Genomic DNA, 19,084 nt, shown 5'->3' on the forward strand with positions numbered 1-19,084 from the left:
ATATGATATGAAATATAAATCAATCTTTATATCTGATATACATCTTGGCACTAAATTTTCAAAAGCGGATGAAATTTTAGATTTTATGAAACATAATGAATCTGAAAACCTTTATCTTGTAGGTGATATTATTGATGGCTGGGCAATGAAACGTAAGTTAAAATGGGCTCAGTCTCACTCCGATGTAATCCAAAAAATTTTAAGAAAAGCACGAAACCATACAAACGTATTTTTTGTGATTGGCAATCATGATGATTTTATTCGTCCATTTTTACCTTTAATTTTAGGTGATAGGTTAAAAGTAGATGATTCATTTGAATATGTTTCTGTTAAAAACAAAAAGTTTTATATAACTCATGGTGATTTTTTTGATTCTATTACTATGACAAAAAAATGGTTAGCAGTTCTTGGCGATTATGGATATGATCTATTATTGCATTTAAATAGCATAATTAATTTTTTTAGAAAAAAATTTGGTATAAAAAAGTATTGGTCAATTTCAAAGTATGTAAAAGACAATGTAAAAAAATCGGTGAGTTTTATTAATGATTTTGAAAATGTTTTAGCAAGACATGCAAAACAAAAAAGTTATGATGGCATCATATGTGGGCATATACATAAGGCTGAAATGAAAGTTGTAGATGGCATTATTTATATGAACTCTGGAGATTGGGTTGAATCATGTAGTGCTTTAGTTGAGACACTTGAAGGAGATTGGCAATTAGTTGAGTGGAATAACTATGAAAATTAGCCTAGTTCTATCAGGTGGGGCTGCTAGAGGTGCTTTTCATTTGGGTGTTTTACAAGCTATTGATGAACTTGGTGTTGAAATTGATGTTATTTCTGGAAGTAGTATAGGTGCAATCATAGCTACAAGTTATGCAGCAGGTATTTCTCCTAAAAGGCAGCTTGAAATCTTTAAATCTAAAGAGTTTAAAAAAGCTTTTAAATTTAATTATTTTAAGAAGGGATTGTTTCAAGTTGATGCACAAAAAAGTATCATTCAAAAATTAGTACCAATAAAAAATATAGAAGATACTAGTATTAAACTTTATGTTTCAGCAATAGATCTTATAAGTGGAGATATTATTTACTTTGAAAAAGGACCAGCGAATATACTATGTGTTGCTTCAAGTGCTGTTGTACCTCTTTTTAGACCTATTGATTATAAAAACTACAAATTAGCTGATGGTGGAATAATGGATAATTTTCCAATAACACCTATTATAAAATATACTAATCCAATTATTGGTGTGGATTTACACCCTTTAGAAAAAGGTTGTAAAAACTCTATGATGGCAATTATGAAAAGGATATTATTTTTAATGTGGAGAGCTTCTGTTCAAAAACAAATTGGTTTTTGTGATTTGTATATAAGTAATAAAAAATTGTCACAATACGGTCTTTATTCGTTTAAAAAACTTGATGAAATCTTTGATTTAGGGTATAAACAAGCAATGATGGATATAAAATGTTTTTTAAATCAAACAATTGATTCAAAATAGAAGAGGAGAAAAAACTACTCTTCTTCTACTTCTTTAACACTCTCAAGTACAACACCTAGTATATCAGTCATTGTTAAAATTCCTTCAAGTTCATTGTTATCAATGACTAAAAGACGTTTTACTCCACTATTTACCATTACTTGTGCCGCATATTTAACATCTAATTCTTCAGAAACTTGAAAGGCAGGTTTGGAATATACATCATAAACTCTCAATAAGTCAATATCACCATCATTTGCTACTATCGATTGAAGAATATTTTTATATGTGAGCATACCATATGCATCATGTGGTTTTAGTTTATTTACAACTAAGGATTTTACTTTCGTTTTTCTCATGATGTTAAGAGCTTCTCTTATAGGCATCATTGGTGAAACTAAAATTATTTTATCTGCTTTTACCATTACATCTTTAACTAACATTTAAATTCCTTTATAATTCTTCTAAAATTTCTTTTTCAAACAGTTCAACTTCTTTACTCTCCATCCCTGATACATGAGTTAATGGAAAAGTAAATACCATTCCATTTGCATTTTCATCATTATGTAAACCAAGTTCTTGTCGAAAAGCTTTTAAAACTTTCATGCTTAGTTTTTGAGGAAGTATGAAAAGCAATACCGAAACATTTTCTTCAAGTGTTAAGCCAAAAAATACTTTTTTTTCTTCAAGTCCAATACTCTTCCCATGGAGGATTGTTACTCCACCAGCACCAGCTTTTTTTGCTATATCTATAGCTTCTTCTTCTTTTGAATCAGGAACCATAGCTACGAGTGATATAAATTTCATTTTATCTCCTTAGTACTTATCTCTTCTTTTGAATTTTTTATTTGTGCAATTATCCCATATCCCATAACAGTTATCATAGGAAATAGTGAAGCAAAAGCAATGAGTCCAAAACCATCTATTAAAGGGTTTCTTCCTGCTATATTTTCAGCCAATCCTAACCCAAGTGCTGCAACAAGTGGTACTGTAACTGTTGAAGTTGTAACACCTCCACTATCATAGGCAATAGGTATTATATATTTTGGTGCAAAAAATGTCATAATAACCACTATAATATAGCCTACTATAATATAGTAGTGTATAGGCGTTCCACTTATAAGTCTATATGCTCCAAGGGAAATACCAATAGCAACACCAAATGCAACTGCTATTCTAAGTGTGTTTTGGTTAATATTACCTTTACTAATTTCACTTGCTTTCATGGCAATTGCTATAAGGGCTGGCTCTGCCATAGTTGTTGAAAACCCTATTAAAAAACCAAATAAATATATAAGATAATCATTACCCATACCTGTAAGAGCATAAGCAATGCTTTCTCCAATAGGAAACAATCCAAGTTCAAGTCCAACGATGAACGCATCAAGTCCAATAATAAGTAAAATAACGCCAACAGCAACTTTTTTAAGATGAGGAATAGGCTTTTTGATAATAATGTACTGGAAAAAACAAATCACTAAGAGAATAGGTAAGACATCTTTAATAACTCCTAATAACTCTAAAAAGAGATTGTAAACACCAAAGCGATTAAGAATTGGTGTATGTTGTATAGCTTCATTGACAATAGCACCAACTTCATGAGTTGAACCAAAGTTGTATACAATAATACCAAATACTTGAACAAATATCATAGGAGTTAGTGAAGCAAAAGCTATGAGACCAAAACCGTCAATTGCAGGATTTCTTCCTTTAATGGAAGAACTTAGTCCAATCCCAAGAGCAGCCACAAGAGGAACTGTAACTGTTGAAGTAGTAACACCACCACTATCATAAGCAAGGCCTATAATCTCAACTGGAGCAAAAAAGGTTACTGATACAACAAGTATATAACCCGCAATAATATAGTATTGAATAGGATGGCCTAAAAGTATTCTAAGAACTCCAAGAGCAATAGCAAAACCAACTGAAAAAGCAACTGTAATTCTAAGTAAAAATGCATCAATTCTACCATCGCTAATAACCGAAGCTTTTTTGGCAATGGCAATAAGTGCTGGTTCTGCAATAGTTGTAGAAAAACCAATCAAAAAAGCAAAACCAAGTAACCAAAAAACAGAGCCTTTTTTAGCAAAGTCATTTGCTAGATTTTCTCCAACAGGAAATATCCCGATTTCAAGACCTCTTATAAAAAGGGCAAGTCCTGTAGCAACTATAAAAAGACCAATACAAATAGAAACTAAATCATTAGGGATAGTTTTTATAATGAGTATTTGAAAAAATGCTACTACAGCAATAATCGGTAATAAATCTTTCGTAGAATTTTTTAAGTCAGATAAAAATATCTTTAAACTTTCAACTATCATCGGTTTTTTCCCAAGATATTTTGAAACCTTTTACATCTTGTAAAAGTTCAATATTTCCGTTATGTGCTTCCATAATTTGTAATGAGAGGGCCAATCCTAAACCATGTCCTTTTGTTTTTGTTGTTTTAAATGGCTCAAAGAGTATATTTTTATTTTGTATTTCTTTTCCATTATCTGTTATATAAAAGGCATGTTGAGTATTTTCTTCTTTATAAGATAGAGTAACTTTACCACTTTCATTTTCACCTTCTTCAATAGCATCAATAGCATTAAATATAAAGTTTTGTAAGACTAAAACTAAAAGTTCAAAATCTCCATTAATTTTAAGATGAGGTAAATCAAATTTAAAATCTATCTCTTTTGAGTAAGTATATTGTTCACATGAAAGTTCACATTCCGCATTAAGTTTGTCTAAATAAAAGTGTTGAAAATTGAGTTGGAGTCCTTTTGTAAAAAGTAAGGTTGCTTTTATTATTCTTTCTACTCTCCAAATAGCTCTTCGTATCTCTAAAACAAGAGGTTTACTGCCTATATCTACTTTTTTAAAGAGAGTTGATGCCAAAAGAGAAACTGAACCAATAGGATTTCTTATCTCATGCGAAAGATGAGCTGCTACTTGTCCCATAGAAGCAAGTCTTTCTCTTCTTTTTTCTTCAGTTATATCTGTAGCACTGACAATGGTTTTTTCAGCCTGTTTTGTTACTTTAACTAGATAATACAAGCCTTCATGTTCGATTTCACTTGTAGATTCTGATGTATTTATATAAGGCAATAAGGCATTTATTTTTGTTGCTTCACTGTTTTGTAAAAAGATTTCATTATTGGCTTCTAGAACCCAAAGAGCATTTGGTTGAACTTCTATGATTTGTAAAAAAAGCTCTTGCATGGAGATGTATGATTCGTTGAGTTTTTTGTATTCATTTTCTATGACATACGTTTGATTTATAAGATCTTCAAGACCTTTTTTAAAAATTTCTTTCTCTTTGTTACTCAAAGAGTTTAATAAACTTTCATCTATCAATATAATTCCTCAAAGTCTTTTAATTCAAAAAGTAAAATAGTATTATTATTCATAGCTTTTAACTCTTTACTAAATCCACTTTTAGAACATAATACAAAATGGCTTACCTCAAGTTCTATTTTTTCACATTTTCTTTTAAGAGAGCTTAGTATGTTTTTACACATACGATGGTTTTTCCATTTAGACTCACCTGCGATTATTGTACCATTTTTTATTTCAATAAGTAAGTCTATTTCAATATTTTTTTGCCAATAACTCCCATAAGTAATAATATTTTCTTTTTTATACTTATTTATAATGAGCTGATTACTCAATTCTTCAAAAGTGAGACTAATATACTGCTCAATATTAGAAATTATATGTTGTAATAACTCTTCTTTATTTACATGTAAAGCTTTTTTTAAAAAAGGAGCAATAAAAGTAAACCAAAAACGGGTAAAGTTGTCTTTAAAATATATTTTATCTTGTATCTCATAGTGTCTAAGAGATTTTTTAATAAGTTGCCCTTTAAATTCTCGTAGTGGTTTTTCTCTACTTCTTTCTTTTTTGATAATATTTTTTTCAAAAAGAGATTTATATAAAGCTCTTCCTCTTACTTGTGAAATATTTTCTTTTTTATACACAGTATAACTTTTTCTATCTCCTATAGCTAAACGTATAAGAATGGATTCTAAATCTTCTTGAAAAGCTAGATTTTCATCATAATTAAAATAAGGTTTTAATTCATCTATTTTATCAATTATATTTTGCTGTATACATGTAGATAAATCATAATCAAGATTTAAAAAGTTTAAAAATGGATGACCATTGAAGATAGAGTAAAATTCTATAGTTTCTTCTATATTTAAGTGAATGAATTTATCATGAAATTTTTTGAATGCATTATCTTGCATTTAGAACTTTTTCCAAAAAGATTTAGCAAAAATTATGAAAACCGTATAGCATTCAAGTCTTCCTATAATCATGGCACAACTTAAAACCATTTTATCATACCATGTAAAAAATGAGTAGTTTTCAGCAGGTCCTGTCAAACCAAATCCTGGACCAATATTACCTACCATAGAAATTGCAGTTGAAATAGAACTCATTTCATCATAACCTCTAGCATAAAGATAAGTCATAGTAACAAATATAGTCATAACAAAGAGTGAGATAAATCCAAATACAGAACGTAATGTAGAGCTTTTAACTTCTTTATTATCTATAAAAATAGAAGAAATTGTATCTGGTTGAAGAGATTTTTTGATTTCAAAAAGAATATTTTTAAAAAAGATAATATGTCTAATACTTTTTATACCACCAGCAGTTGAACCTGTATTTCCTCCTAAGACCATTGCAAAAAAGACAATCATAACAGCTACATTTCCCCAAGTTTCATAATTGAGAGTTGCAAAACCTGTTGTTGTTGCTACAGAGACGATTGTAAAAGAAGCATGCGTTAAAGCAGTATAAAAACTGTCACTGCTATTTGTATAATGCACTAGGGCTAAACCAAGTGAAAGTAGGACAATCATAGTTGTTAAAAATTTAAACTCTTCATGAAAATATGCTTCTCTATCACCTGTGAAAAATTTGATGTGAGATATAAAGTTTAGACTTGAGATATACATAAAAATTATTGTTACCCAAAGAATTGCATCATTGTGATAAAATCCAAGAGAAGCATTTTTTGTAGAAAAACCACCTGTTGATATGGTAGAAAGTGCATGAGAAAGTGCATCAAACCAATTCATTCCAAAAATCATAAGAAAAAGAAAGTTTGCAAAAGTAAAAAGGCAGTAAACACTCCATAGTTTTATAGCGGTATCTTTGATTTTTGGAGAAACTTTATCTAGGGATATTCCTGTTGATTCAGCCTTAAAAAGAGAAAGAGAACCATTTGGATTTAAAAGTGGTAAAAGACCAACTCCTAAGATAATAATACCCATACCCCCAAGCCAATGCATTAAACTTCTATGAAACAATAAACTGTGAGGAAGTCCTTCTATATTTGAAAATATAGTAGCTCCTGTTGTAGTAAAACCACTAATAGATTCAAAAAAAGCATCAGCAAAACTTATATTATCTACAAGGATTGTAAAAGGTATAGCCCCACCAATACCTAAAAGTAGCCAAACTAAGTTTACACTAATAATACTTTCTTTAATACTAAGTGAAACAACATGGTCCTTTAAAAGAAAAAATATAAAAGAGTTAATGCCTAACAAAGATACAATTGTCAACATATAGTATTTAATATCTTCACCATAAAAAAATCCGATAGCTGGAGGAATCAGTAAAGCAAAAAAAACTACAATACCTACAGCAGAAATAAATTTGAGTATATTCTTCTTATTCATTTTCACCTTGTTTTAACCAATTTTTAAGAACCTTTGCATTTTTTGCTAAACAAAAGCAAATTATAATATCATCTACCTGTAATGTTTTTGTATTTTTGTAAAAAAGAAATTTTTTATCTCTTTGAATATAAAAAGTTCCTTTACCGTAGATTTTATCATTGAGTTCTGGTTTTGTTTCAAGGAATTTAGAATTTGCAAATATCTTTCTCATAAACATAGTACCTTCACCACCACAAAAAACTCTTTGAGATACTATTTTGTTAGAAGTTACTTTTTCAAGGATACTATAATAAGCATTCATTTTTTCTCCACGAATTACTTCTATATTTAATTTTCTCATAAGTGAAGCGTATTGTCTGTTGTTATGAATCCCAATAACTTTTTCTATACCTTTTTGATTAGCTTCCATACATTTTGTTATATTGAATTCATCATTTGTTGTTGCTGCTATAAAAATATTTGCATTTACTCCATGGCTATCTAATAAAAAATCTAAGTTATAATTGCTTTTAATAACTTCAACATTGTTTTTTAATACAGTATTTGCATGCTTACATCTTTCTAAGTTTCTATCAATAAGCTTGATATTTAACCCTCTTTTTATTAATACTTTTGCAATCTCAAGACCTAGTTGATTTGCACCATAAATGATACAATTTTTTATGTCTTGTTTGTCTTGTTTCTTACAAATACTTACTCTAATAGAACTCATTAGAGATGGAAAAGCAAAGATATATATTAAGTCATTTGGCATGAGCATATCTAAATCATTGGGTACAAAAAATTTATCCCCTTTATCAATTCCTGCAATTATAAGTTTATTGTCTAGGTTATCTCTAAATTTTTCTATAGTAAGTGGTTCAAAGGTAGGATGTATTCTTATAGCAAGTAATAGTGCTTTTGTATAATCAAAAGTTTTTACATTATTTGCATGAGGAAAATCGATAAGATAGTTAAATGTCTTAGCAACATCAATCGCTGGAGTAATAATATCTGTTATATTAAGTCTTTCTTTGATTTTATCACTCATAAAAAAGTCATTTTTTAGTCGGACTATTTTTTCTTTTACATTTACAATGTTATCAATAATCAAAGAAGATAAGAGGTTGATTTCATCTGAATCAGTAACAGCAATAAACAGATCTATATCTTTTTTGATATTTCTATAAGTATAAGGGTCTTCAACATCTCCATATATACTTAAAACATCTAAAGTATCATCGATATTTTGAATTGTTTTTTCATTACTATCAATAAGAGTAACTTCGTTTTCTTCCATAAGCTCTTTTGCAAGAAAGTAACCTACTTTACCAGCACCAGCTATTACAACATTCAATTTTTATAACTTGTCATAGTTTTGTAAAATATATCGCTTAAATGAGAAATATATTTTTTTTCCATTGTAGTATCAATAATATCAATAAATGGATGATTTCCATATTTATCATTTACCATATAAGAAGAGTATTTAAATCTTTCTTTTTTAGAGGCCGTTCTTAATATTGCATCGTAAAACGCTTCTCTTTTTTCATTGTATATAGATAATTCTATTTCAATTTTAAAGACTTTATCATTGTGATCAAGAAAAGTTTTAATTACTTTTACAGAGTGGTCCATAACCGCATTATCAAATATATTTTTTTCACTTGAAATACATATTGAATTATTACATCTAAAATTATGTTCAAAAAGATAAGTTTTATCTTTGTTTATGAGATGCTCAAAGACACCAGAAAAAAGAAAAATAGGATAGCATAGCAAAAATAATATGATTTTTTTCATATCAACTCCTCAAAATTTACGCACATTCAAATTTAAATAACCATTTTAATAAAAATGGAGGGACAATTGTCGTGATTATTATAACAAAAATTAGCACAGCATATATTTCATTATTTAAAATTCCGTTTATTCTGCCAATTTCTGCAAAAATAAGACCAACTTCTCCTCTTGGTATCATTGAAATACCTATGAGCATTTTATTTGAAGCACATTTTTGTGTAATAAAATAAGCACCAATATATTTTCCTAAGACTGCTATTATAAGAAAAACAGCACTCATTATCCAAAAATCACCAGATGTTAAATCCAAAACTTTTAGATTCATAGACAAACCAACCATTACAAAAAATATTGGTGTAAAAAGTTGTATGATTGGTGTCATAGAGTTTTTTACTTTTTTTATAAAATCTGCACTTGCTCTAAGTCCTAAACCAAAAGGTAAGAAAAATCTACGAGAAAGCGCAATCCCTGCAGCAAAAGAACCTAATATCTCGGGAGCACCACTTAAATGTGATAGATATGAAAAAAGTAAAATGAGTGAGATAATAATAGTAGGGATAAATCCAGGAACTTGTTTTTTAGGATCATATTTTCTTACGAATTCAGACAAAATATTTGCAAGCATTGGAGCTAAAAGTAAAAACAAAAATATAAAAGCTGTAACGGTTCCTGCATTTGATAAACTTACTTCTTTTTTTATGGCAAAATCATATACAAAAACTAGAATAATAACACCAATAATATCATCAATAACAGCAGCACCTATAACTATCTGCGCGATACCTGTCTGTTCTTTGTGAATATCACGTAAAACCCTAAGAGTGATACCAATACTAGTTGCAGTGAGAGTTCCACCAATAAAAAGTGAAACAGGAAGTGTTAAATCAAATATATAAATACCTGCAAGCAAAGAAGCAGAAAATGGAAAAATAACACCAAAAAGAGCCACCACAATAGCTTTACTACCAGCTTCTCTCAATCGTTTGACATCAGTCTCTAAACCAACTTCAAAAAGGAGTAAAATAATACCAATTTCTGCTAAAACTTTTAAAACATCATTTACATCAATTATACCAAATCCAGATACTCCTAAAAGTATACCTGCACTTAGTTCTCCCAGTACTGAAGGAATTCCTACTTTTGCAAATAGTTCTCCTAAAATTCGAGCAGAAACAAGAATTAAAAATAACATAAGAAAAAAGTTATGAATATCCATTTGACTCACCTTTGTATTATTTTACTCCAAAGTTTATAAAAAAACAATTTTTAGATAAAATGCTATATCTTTACATGTAAGGGGTTTGTATGTCCAAAATAGTTATATTTTCAGGAGCTGGAGTAAGTGCAGATAGTGGAATTTCAACATTTAGAGATAGTGATGGACTTTGGGAAAAACATGATGTAAAAGATATATGTACTGCAGGGTGTTTAATTACAAATAGAGAAGAAACGCTTGCCTTTTATGATGCAAGAAGAGAAGATATACAGAATAAAAAACCAAATTTAGCACATATAACAATAGCAAAATTAAAAAACAAATACCCAGATAAAATAGCAGTGATAACACAAAATGTAGACGACATGTTTGAGCGAGCAGGCTGTAGTGATGTTTTACATGTACATGGATTTTTAAGAGAACTTTGTTGTGAAAAATGTAATTTAGTAAAAGATATAGGATATGAAAAACAAAGTAGAGAAGAGTTATGCCCACAGTGTAATGAAAAACTGAGGCCAAATATTGTTTTTTTTGGTGAACAAGCACCACGGTATGCAGATTTATATAAGCACCTAGAAGATTGTGAAGTTTTTGTAAGTATTGGAACAAGTGGAGCAGTGATAAATGTAGATATGTTTACTCAATGGGCAGAGTATTCGATACTCAATAATTTAGAAAAAAGTAACCTTATAAATGAAGAGTATTTTGATGAAGTTTATTATGAAAAAGCGGTCACTGCAATACCTAAAATAGAGCTTTCATTGAAAAAATTTTTGTTAGATTGAGGTGTATCAATATTTTTTTAAAAAACTTATGTATAATTCAATAAAATATTAAATATAAGGCATTATGTTGGAAGAGATTAGAAAAAATATCATAAGCGATAAAAACATACTTTATTTTGATTATACAGCTTCAGGACAAGCTTATGAGCCTATTGAAAAAAAAATAAAAAAAATACTAAAAACATATGCCAATACTCATTCAGAAGTCTCTTCAAGTGCAGTTAGCACAAGTAAACTTTATACACAAGCACGAGCAGATTTAAAAAAAGCTTTAGCAATAGATGAGAGTTTTTATGTTTTACCTGTAGGAACTGGAGCAACAGGAGCTATTAAAAAGTTTCAAGAACTTATGGGAATTTATATTCCTCCTATGACGAGACAAAGATATAAAGTAGAACCCGAAGATTTACCATTAGTTATAGTTGGCCCTTATGAGCATCATTCAAATGAGTTAAGTTTTCGTGAGGGATTATGTGAAGTTGTACGTATCCCTTTAAATGCACAAGAAAGTATAGATTTAGATTATTTGCAAAAGACACTAAAAGAAAATAGTAGTAGAGAAATTATTGCTTCTTTTTCAGTGGCTTCAAATGTAACAGGTGTTTTGAGTGATTATAAAACGCTATATAAAATGATTAAAAAATATAATGGGATTTTATGCTTAGACTCAGCTGCAGCGTCACCTTATCTCAATATTGATTGCAATTACTATGATGCACTTTTTTTATCTCCTCATAAACTGCTTGGAGGGGTTGGAAGTTGTGGACTTTTAGTAATAAAAAAAGAGTTATGTACTTGTGAAAAACCTACTTTTGCAGGTGGGGGGACAGTGGCATATGTTTCAAGAAAATCGCATTATTTTTTAGAAGATTTTGAACTCAAAGAAGATGCAGGAACTCCTGGAATTATTCAGTTCATAAGAGCATCACTGGCTTATAATCTTAGAAATGAAATAGGTTTAGAAGAGATACAAAAAAAAGAAAAAGAGTTAAAAAACTATTTTGGTACTCGGGTGAAAAAAATTGAAGGTGTTAAACTATATTGTAGCTACAATCAAGAAAAGCTTCCTATTTTTTCTTTAAATTTTAAAGGATTAGATCCGTATGCTATATCGCAGTATCTCTCAGATAAATTTTGCATTCAAACAAGAGCAGGGTGTAGTTGTGCTGGACCTTATGGTCATGATTTGTTAAATCTTATTGATGGGCAAAGTTTTGATAGAAAACCAGGTTGGATAAGAATAAGTATCCATTATACGCATACAACAAAAGAGATAGATGTACTTATAGATGGCATAAAAGAAGCTATACAAGCTTTGTCTTAAGCTAAAAAGTGGATTTTTATATTTAATAATATAAAAATCCAGCTATTCTTTTTATAGCCCCAATAAAGGTATCTTTATTATTCCAATCTTCAAGTTGTAGATCCCCTGTTCTAAAGTGTTGATACAAGTTATTGTTAGTCATTTGTGCTATTATTGCATCAATATTTGTTTGTATCTTTTCTTTTTTTATAAGAGTTTTTATATGCTTTGTTTGTTTCTTATTTTGCTTATGTACTTCTTTAGAATCTAATACCTCATTATAATATTTTGCTTTTCTTGGAGTAAGAAGTATGAGTATTGATTTTTCTGTTTTAGTATCAACTTTTTTTGAAAAAAGATACTGTACAGCTGGAATATCTTGAAGGAGTGGAACACCACTTTGGCTTTTATCATTTGAACTTACTGTTAATCCACTTAAGATTAAAGTTTCTCCTAGTTTTAAGACAGCAGTTGCATCTACAGATGTTCTCGCTGTTTGAGAAAATGCACTAAAGCCTACATTTTCAGAGAGTGATTGTAAAAAAGATCTCTCAGCATGAACAGTTACTTTTACTATATCATTTTTATAGAATCTAGGTGTAATGTTTAGACTAATGCCCACAGGAACATCTTCCATAGAACCATCTCCGTCACTGCTGTTTAATTGTACATGTAGTGTAGAGCCAGAGTAAAAATTTGAAGATTGATTTTCAATAGCCAATAAAGAAGGTCGAGCTAAAACTTCAGCTTTGTTTCCTGCATCATTGAAAATATTTAAATTGTATTCTAAGCCATCAAATCTAAAGTCAGGTCCTATAGTGATAATATCTGAAGTTCCATTTGTACCATAGCTTTTATTACGGTTATATAGGGTACCTGATAATGTCACATTTAGACCATCTAAAAGATTTATACCTTTTGATTGTGATTTTATTTCTTCAGTTTGTATGATAACAACATCTACTAGTGTCATTTTTGGAAGGTTAGTTATTTCTCCTGTTTCTTTTGAGATTTGGATATTGCTACCATTATTTGTGTAACTATCATCACTACTATATGAACCATTATCGTTATTATTTAATAAATCTTCAGTGCTAACAGGATCTCCAAAAATACTTCCATCTGCAGAAGCATAATAATTTTCCCAGTCATTAATTCTATTTGAGATAGTATCGTAGCTAAGTGTTTTCATATAAGTATTATCATTTGCTAGATATGTTGCATTTTTAATTAAATTTAGTGATTTTTTTGCATCTTCAATTTTGCCAGATGCTGCTTGAGAAAAGACTAAATTTCTTAAATTTGCTTTATTGTTAGGGTCAAGTTCATATGCTTTTTTTGCCGACCAAGAATTTAGTTTAATATTATTATTATAATAAGAAGATACAGAAAGAGCTCTTAGTAAATATGGGTTATTTGGAGAAAAAAGAAGTCCATATGAAAATTGGTTTTGTGCATTTAAATATTCTTGTTTTTGAAAATATATATGTCCTAATAAATAAGCAGCCCAATAATTCGAATTATCAAATTTTAAAGCAGTAGAGTATCCGATTTGTGCAAGATTCAGCATTTTTGTATTTCCAGATAACGAACGCATATGATACGATAATGCATTTAAAAAATGAAGATGACCATTTGATGGGTCAAGCCTTAATCCTTCTGCAAAAGTTTTTGATGCTTTTTCATAATTTGCATTTTTTATTTCATATATACCTTGTTTCATCAATTTCGATATTTTATTTTTTGTTGGTATATTTGATATAACATCGTCAATATTATTAAAATTAGGCGTCGCAATATTGTTTGTATTCATACCACAACCACTTATAAGTAGTGTAACACATAGTAAAGTTATAATTTTTTTATTAATAAATATATTTTTCATTTATATTCCTCTATTTTACAAATTGTATTTTTTGACTCTCTTGTCTTTTGCAGTATACGATTTCTGCTTTACCAATTGTTTTATCTTTTGGAAGAGTTTCTAAGGTTATACACTTATCTTTGAGATAATTATTTGTAAGCTCAAAGTTATTTCCATTTCTACGATTTTTCCAAAACATATTTTTATTTTTATTACAAGGTTTTAACACCAAATTTTTACTATTTTTTGATTGTGGTGTTACACACCAACCAGATTGTGCATGGATTAGTTTTATATCACCATTTACTAACTCTATATAGTTAAATTTATCTTCCATATCACTTTTACATTTAGTCGAGATTAAAATATCATCACCTCTTCTTTTCATGTTGTCATAAATATTTTTAGAAGTTGTAAGATGACCTTTTTTACTTTTCTTAAAATATTTATCAAAACTTTTTTTAGTAGATAAACAACTTCCACTTTTTGCCTTAACCATATCATTGACGTTATGATAAGTTGGCCTTTGAGCATCTTTTATATCTCTAAATGTTTGACTATCCATACCTAAACAAGATGTCCATGTGGCATATGCTGTTTTTGGATTTGCATTTTCTATATCAAAATGAAGACATTTTTGAGAATATTTGTTCACAATTTTATCATAAAATCCATCTGAAGATATGATTTTCCATTGTTCGTGGTCGTCTTGTTTATTACATTGTGCTAGGATTAATGGATCACCACTTTGCATATCTTTATTTTTTGCTTTTAAACACAATCCTTTACTTTTTAATTGTATGTATGAATTGCCTAAAGATTTTGCTTCCCATCTCTCACTTTGTATATCTTTACAGTTCTCTTGGTACACATCAATACCATTGCTAGAAACTCCTAAACATAGTGAACTATGTCCAATTGCTAAATATCTATGTCTAAATGTTTTACTAGGAGGCATCATATCAGTTTGAGTATACTTGGAGAGAGTTTTGCCATGGTCATTGTTGAAATCTAAAGTAGAAGACACGAGATTTGCTTTTACACTCTGTAAAGAGATTAAGATATTTGCATATTTTTGCTCTTCTGTTCTTAACTCACTTTCAATATTTTTAGTGATATTAGATAACTCTTTATCAACTAAAGCTAAAAACCAGTTTGTTAGATAAGGTACTTTTTGAATTTTGGAATTTTTTAGCATATTATCTAATACGATAACAGGCAACAGAGCAAGTGCTTTAGCATTATATTCTTTGTTATTTGGTTTAAAACCAAAATAATCTATTTTGTCTTTTCCATTTAAAGTATATTTTACTTCTAAGATAAGAGAAGCTCCTTTTTGAATATCTGAAAATTGTCCTACTAATAAAGCTTTTTTTACAACAATACTATTATCTGCTAATTTAGAGTCAATTTGTTTTTGTAGATTGTTAAGAAACTTTTTTGCACCTTGAGTATTGTCTGTTAACGCCTGTATTTGAGATTTTTTAGTTAGTAACTTCTTTAAGTTCTCTTTCTCTTTAGCATATTTGGTTGTTAGCGATTTTGGCAGTGCAACATTTTGCTTTGCAGTTGTTAATGATTCTTGTAATTTTTTGAGATCTTCGTTTGCCTTTTTTATTAAATAATGATTGGCTTTTTGACAAGCTGGACGTCCATCTGGGGTACATTTTTTCCCTAGATAGGGAACATGGTGACAATAAGGTTTAGCATGCTTACATAAATGATTAATATGAGATATAACACCAGTCTTAGCATAGCTAATTGCTTTATTTACGTTTTTTTCTAGTGAAGCTACTTTAGGATTCTTATTTATGAAGTCTGTCTCTTTTTGGAGTAGTGTTGCTAAATTTTTATTAGTACTAGTAATATTTTGAGACACTTTATCTAAGTCTTTTTTTATCATAGAAGAACTAATATGTGCATTTTTTATAATTTCATCTATGCCTTTTTTTATCTCTTCATTTATAATTGGTTCTATTGATGATGTTAAATCTGCAGTTATAATAAAATCATCAATCTTTCTATCATATTTAAAAGAGAGATTCACATCTCCAATATCTCCTAAATTTGAATTTGAATCAAAATATAATCCATCTTTTAAACTTATGACTACATCTTCTTCAACACCAAATATTTTTACTTTAGAAGTAATACCTAAAGGGTTAGGTCTTGTATGCAATCTATTCTCTTTAAATTCTAAAGGTCCAAGTTTGAAATCTTTTGCAGGATTCCCTTCTTGTGTTGGATTTACTACAGCAGTTAATGTCGTATTTTTTGTATTATTATCTGTGTTAGAAATATCTTTTGTATGTGTTTGATGTCCTATTGGTATGGTATCAAACAAATAAGCTTCACCACTTACACTAAATCCTTCGGGTATTTGGTTTGTTATATCCGCATCACCAGGAGTAGCAAAAGATATGTAAGCATTTTTCATGGTTAGGACTTTAGCTTCAAGTATACCAATCTCTTTTTCCACTGCTTTGAAGTCCTTTCTTACTGGAAATATTACAGCATCAGCTAACTGTTTTGCTCCATCTCCTACATCAAGTTTTTTAAAATCATCAAATGCTTTTTCAATTCTTTGAGGATGAGCAATGTTTTCTCCTATGACATCTACAATCGCGGCAAGTGTTAAAGTAGGTCCAATGATATTACTAAATACAGCAAGAACAGCTGTTCCTCCTACTAAGGCTATAGCAGCAGCTATAATAAGAGCAGTACCTCCTGTACAGACTCCAGCAAAGACTAATCCAAGACCTCCTATGGAAACTCCTGCAGCTAAAAGAATAAGAATAATTACGATGGCATTATCTACATAGACCCAAGTTTCTTGGTTGAGTTCTTCCATTTCGCCTTTTAGAGATATTCCCACAGGAGTTGGGATACCAGCATCTCCCATTTCTAAACGGATTGAGCCTCCAACATCTGTTGTTTTACCTAGGTATTCTACTTTTGCATTAAAGCCTGGTTTGATAGTTGCTTCATCATCTAGTTCAAACTCTAGCATGAAATCTTTAAGTGTTATTGATGAGGCATTAAAAGGGTGTTTCCATTCATCAATGCTTCCCGTAAAGTTGAGTCCTAGTCCATCATCTGACATATCAACTTGTATCTCTCCGCTGACAGACCCTGGTCCTTTCCCTTTTAAATCAACAATAGCTCCTAACCCAACAGTAAATTCATCTTTCATAACCCCAATATGAACTCTTGGTTCGACATTTGGAGGAAATGAAATTGTTTTAGCTAGTTTTTTTGGAATCATTGATTTTTGTATATCTGCAGCAAGGTAGAAGTCTAATGCAAATGATTTTGAATCAAATACACCAGATAAATCGGCAGATATCGTAGTGTTATTTGGGGCACCTAGTTTTGTTGCTGCTCTACCTACTTTATCAAATTTTGTTGCATCAAATTTTGATATAAAACCAATGTCATTCATTTTTAATTTAGAATTTTTATTGAGTATGGCTGGTTTTGGATCATTATAGATTTTGTCATATACATCACGTAAAATTACATTTTTTATATCTTTCCTATTTGTGTTGATACCTTTTTCGGATATATAAAACATCGTTTTTGGCATTTTTATATTTTTTGAGTTTTTAATTTTAGTTGGTAGAATTTTGTCTAAAGTGAAAGAATTTTCTAAATTAAATGCTAAATTTATCCCTTTTTCATCACCATATTCAAAAAGATAAAAATCAACTTCTTCATTAAAAAGTTTTGTAGTTGCTTCTATACCATCAAGGCTTGATGTATCATTGTTAAACTGTAGTCTTAATTTGTCTAGTTCTAAATTTTTTATAGTATTAGAAATATTTAGTTTGTCGAGTTTATTTCCCAGTATATCAGATACTTTTAAGTCATCATCAATTTGCAGATAATTAAGTTTAATCATCTTTTTACTATCTTTTTCCATAGCATCTATTGTAAAATCTGCAGTAAAATCTAAATGTTTATTGTATCTATTTATTTGACCAAATCCTGCTAATTCAATTGTAAAATCTTTAGTTTTACTTTCTTCTTTTTTCTCTTTTATATCAATTTTATATCCAGCACTACCTTCAATTTTTATATTTTTACCTAGATTTAATCCCTCATCTGTAAGACTTAAAATTGTAATTTCTTTTTCTTGGGATTCCTTTGTACCTTTTTTAGCAAAATCTATGAGTGAATTCATCTTTTGTGTTTGCCCAAAAAGTGTTACTGTGCTTCCTGCTTGTAAAAACATATTGAGGCTATCTGAATCATGCTTTGTTTTTAAGTTTTCTGGTAAACTTTTCCATGGTTCTTTATCGTATAAACCACTATTTACACCTAAATATACATTTTCAAATTTAAAGTACTTATCTAAATGTTTTATTTTTGGCTCAGAGATATTCATAGTAAAAGAGAAATTATCTTTAAATTCTTTTTTAGCCCTTAGTGGTATATTGCCTTTTTTAATTATATGAATAGGATTTGCTTTCATACTACCTGTTGTTTTAAAAGGAACTAAGTCAATACCAATCTTATTTAACACATCTTCTAAATCTTGATTGTTTTTAATGTCTAAAGAACCAATAAAAGCACCTTTTTGTAAAATTTTAAAATCTTCCCATTTAGGAAAGTGTTGTAAAATTTCTGCAGGAATATCTTCTTTTTTTAATGTGCTTTTATAGTCTCTTTTTGTAGTGTTTGTTAAGTGGATAACAAGAGCGTTTTTTAAAACTAATTTAGAAAGCTCTTTTGCTTTGAAACTTTTTGGAATCAAATCTTGAACTAGTAAGTTTTTAAAAAACAATGCTTCATACTCTAAATGAGTACCATCATTTGCAAGATTACTCTTTTTTGTAAAAGAAAAGCTTTGTGCACTATATCTTTGACCAGAGTTTTTGGCTTTTATATTTATTGTGTCTGCATACATTGTCATTGATAAGAATAATATTGTTAGTATAACTTTGCTAAATGTACTCATTTGATTTTC

At 29.4% G+C, this 19,084-nt stretch carries 15 protein-coding genes; 4 read left to right on the forward strand and 11 right to left on the reverse strand.

The annotated features are described in order from the left end of the window. Positions 1-7: 7 nt before the first annotated feature. Both K354_RS0112720 and K354_RS0112725 read left to right on the forward strand, forming a co-directional pair. Positions 8-751 (forward strand): UDP-2,3-diacylglucosamine diphosphatase, encoded by a 744-nt coding sequence (locus K354_RS0112720; RefSeq protein ID WP_024955873.1) that lies wholly within the window; start codon positions 8-10, stop codon positions 749-751. Next, positions 741-1,505 (forward strand): patatin-like phospholipase family protein, encoded by a 765-nt coding sequence (locus K354_RS0112725; protein ID WP_024955874.1) that lies wholly within the window; start codon positions 741-743, stop codon positions 1,503-1,505. The genes K354_RS0112720 and K354_RS0112725 overlap by 11 nt, the downstream gene beginning before the upstream one ends. Before the next feature lie 14 nt (positions 1,506-1,519). Here K354_RS0112725 and K354_RS0112730 read toward each other — a convergent pair whose 3' ends face one another. The 9 genes from K354_RS0112730 to K354_RS0112770 are packed head-to-tail and all read right to left on the reverse strand — an operon-like array spanning position 1,520 to position 10,163. Next, on the reverse strand, positions 1,520-1,927 hold the full coding sequence (locus K354_RS0112730) for a CBS domain-containing protein (protein WP_024955875.1): 408 nt from the start codon (positions 1,925-1,927) through the stop codon (positions 1,520-1,522). A gap of 10 nt (positions 1,928-1,937) precedes the next feature. Then, a complete protein-coding gene (locus K354_RS0112735) occupies positions 1,938-2,291 on the reverse strand; it encodes a hypothetical protein (RefSeq protein WP_024955876.1) in 354 nt (117 codons plus the stop codon). Then, on the reverse strand, positions 2,288-3,805 hold the full coding sequence (locus tag K354_RS0112740; RefSeq protein ID WP_051505451.1) for a DUF1538 domain-containing protein: 1,518 nt from the start codon (positions 3,803-3,805) through the stop codon (positions 2,288-2,290). Before K354_RS0112740 ends, K354_RS0112735 begins: the two co-directional genes overlap by 4 nt. After that, a complete protein-coding gene (locus tag K354_RS0112745; RefSeq protein WP_024955878.1) occupies positions 3,795-4,826 on the reverse strand; it encodes a sensor histidine kinase in 1,032 nt (343 codons plus the stop codon). Before K354_RS0112745 ends, K354_RS0112740 begins: the two co-directional genes overlap by 11 nt. Further along, complete coding sequence (locus K354_RS0112750) at positions 4,823-5,719, reverse strand: DUF234 domain-containing protein (protein WP_024955879.1); 897 nt, start codon at positions 5,717-5,719, stop codon at positions 4,823-4,825. Before K354_RS0112750 ends, K354_RS0112745 begins: the two co-directional genes overlap by 4 nt. Next, positions 5,720-7,165 carry a TrkH family potassium uptake protein gene (locus tag K354_RS0112755; protein WP_024955880.1) on the reverse strand — a complete coding sequence of 482 codons (1,446 nt, stop codon included), beginning with the start codon at positions 7,163-7,165 and terminating at the stop codon, positions 5,720-5,722. It lies immediately after the preceding gene. After that, positions 7,158-8,501 carry an NAD-binding protein gene (locus tag K354_RS0112760; RefSeq protein ID WP_024955881.1) on the reverse strand — a complete coding sequence of 448 codons (1,344 nt, stop codon included), beginning with the start codon at positions 8,499-8,501 and terminating at the stop codon, positions 7,158-7,160. The genes K354_RS0112755 and K354_RS0112760 overlap by 8 nt, the downstream gene beginning before the upstream one ends. Beyond that, a complete protein-coding gene (locus K354_RS0112765; protein WP_024955882.1) occupies positions 8,498-8,947 on the reverse strand; it encodes a hypothetical protein in 450 nt (149 codons plus the stop codon). Before K354_RS0112765 ends, K354_RS0112760 begins: the two co-directional genes overlap by 4 nt. A 16-nt stretch (positions 8,948-8,963) precedes the next feature. After that, positions 8,964-10,163, reverse strand: a complete 1,200-nt coding sequence (locus K354_RS0112770; protein ID WP_024955883.1) for a cation:proton antiporter — start codon at positions 10,161-10,163, stop codon at positions 8,964-8,966. A gap of 89 nt (positions 10,164-10,252) precedes the next feature. Here K354_RS0112770 and K354_RS0112775 point away from each other — a divergent pair, with 89 nt between their 5' ends. Together K354_RS0112775 and K354_RS0112780 are read left to right on the forward strand one after the other, a co-directional pair. Continuing rightward, a complete protein-coding gene (locus tag K354_RS0112775) occupies positions 10,253-10,948 on the forward strand; it encodes an SIR2 family NAD-dependent protein deacylase (protein ID WP_024955884.1) in 696 nt (231 codons plus the stop codon). A gap of 61 nt (positions 10,949-11,009) precedes the next feature. Beyond that, positions 11,010-12,272 (forward strand): aminotransferase class V-fold PLP-dependent enzyme, encoded by a 1,263-nt coding sequence (locus K354_RS0112780; protein WP_024955885.1) that lies wholly within the window; start codon positions 11,010-11,012, stop codon positions 12,270-12,272. Between the two features lie 22 nt (positions 12,273-12,294). Here K354_RS0112780 and K354_RS0112785 read toward each other — a convergent pair whose 3' ends face one another. Both K354_RS0112785 and K354_RS0112790 read right to left on the reverse strand, forming a co-directional pair. After that, entirely contained in the window at positions 12,295-14,136 is a 1,842-nt protein-coding gene (locus K354_RS0112785; protein ID WP_024955886.1) for a type II and III secretion system protein, read from the reverse strand. A gap of 10 nt (positions 14,137-14,146) precedes the next feature. Continuing rightward, positions 14,147-19,075 (reverse strand): RICIN domain-containing protein, encoded by a 4,929-nt coding sequence (locus K354_RS0112790; protein ID WP_024955887.1) that lies wholly within the window; start codon positions 19,073-19,075, stop codon positions 14,147-14,149. Positions 19,076-19,084 lie beyond the last annotated feature (9 nt).

It is taken from the genome of Sulfurospirillum arcachonense DSM 9755 (genome assembly GCF_000597725.1).
Lineage (GTDB): Bacteria > Campylobacterota > Campylobacteria > Campylobacterales > Sulfurospirillaceae > Sulfurospirillum_A > Sulfurospirillum_A arcachonense.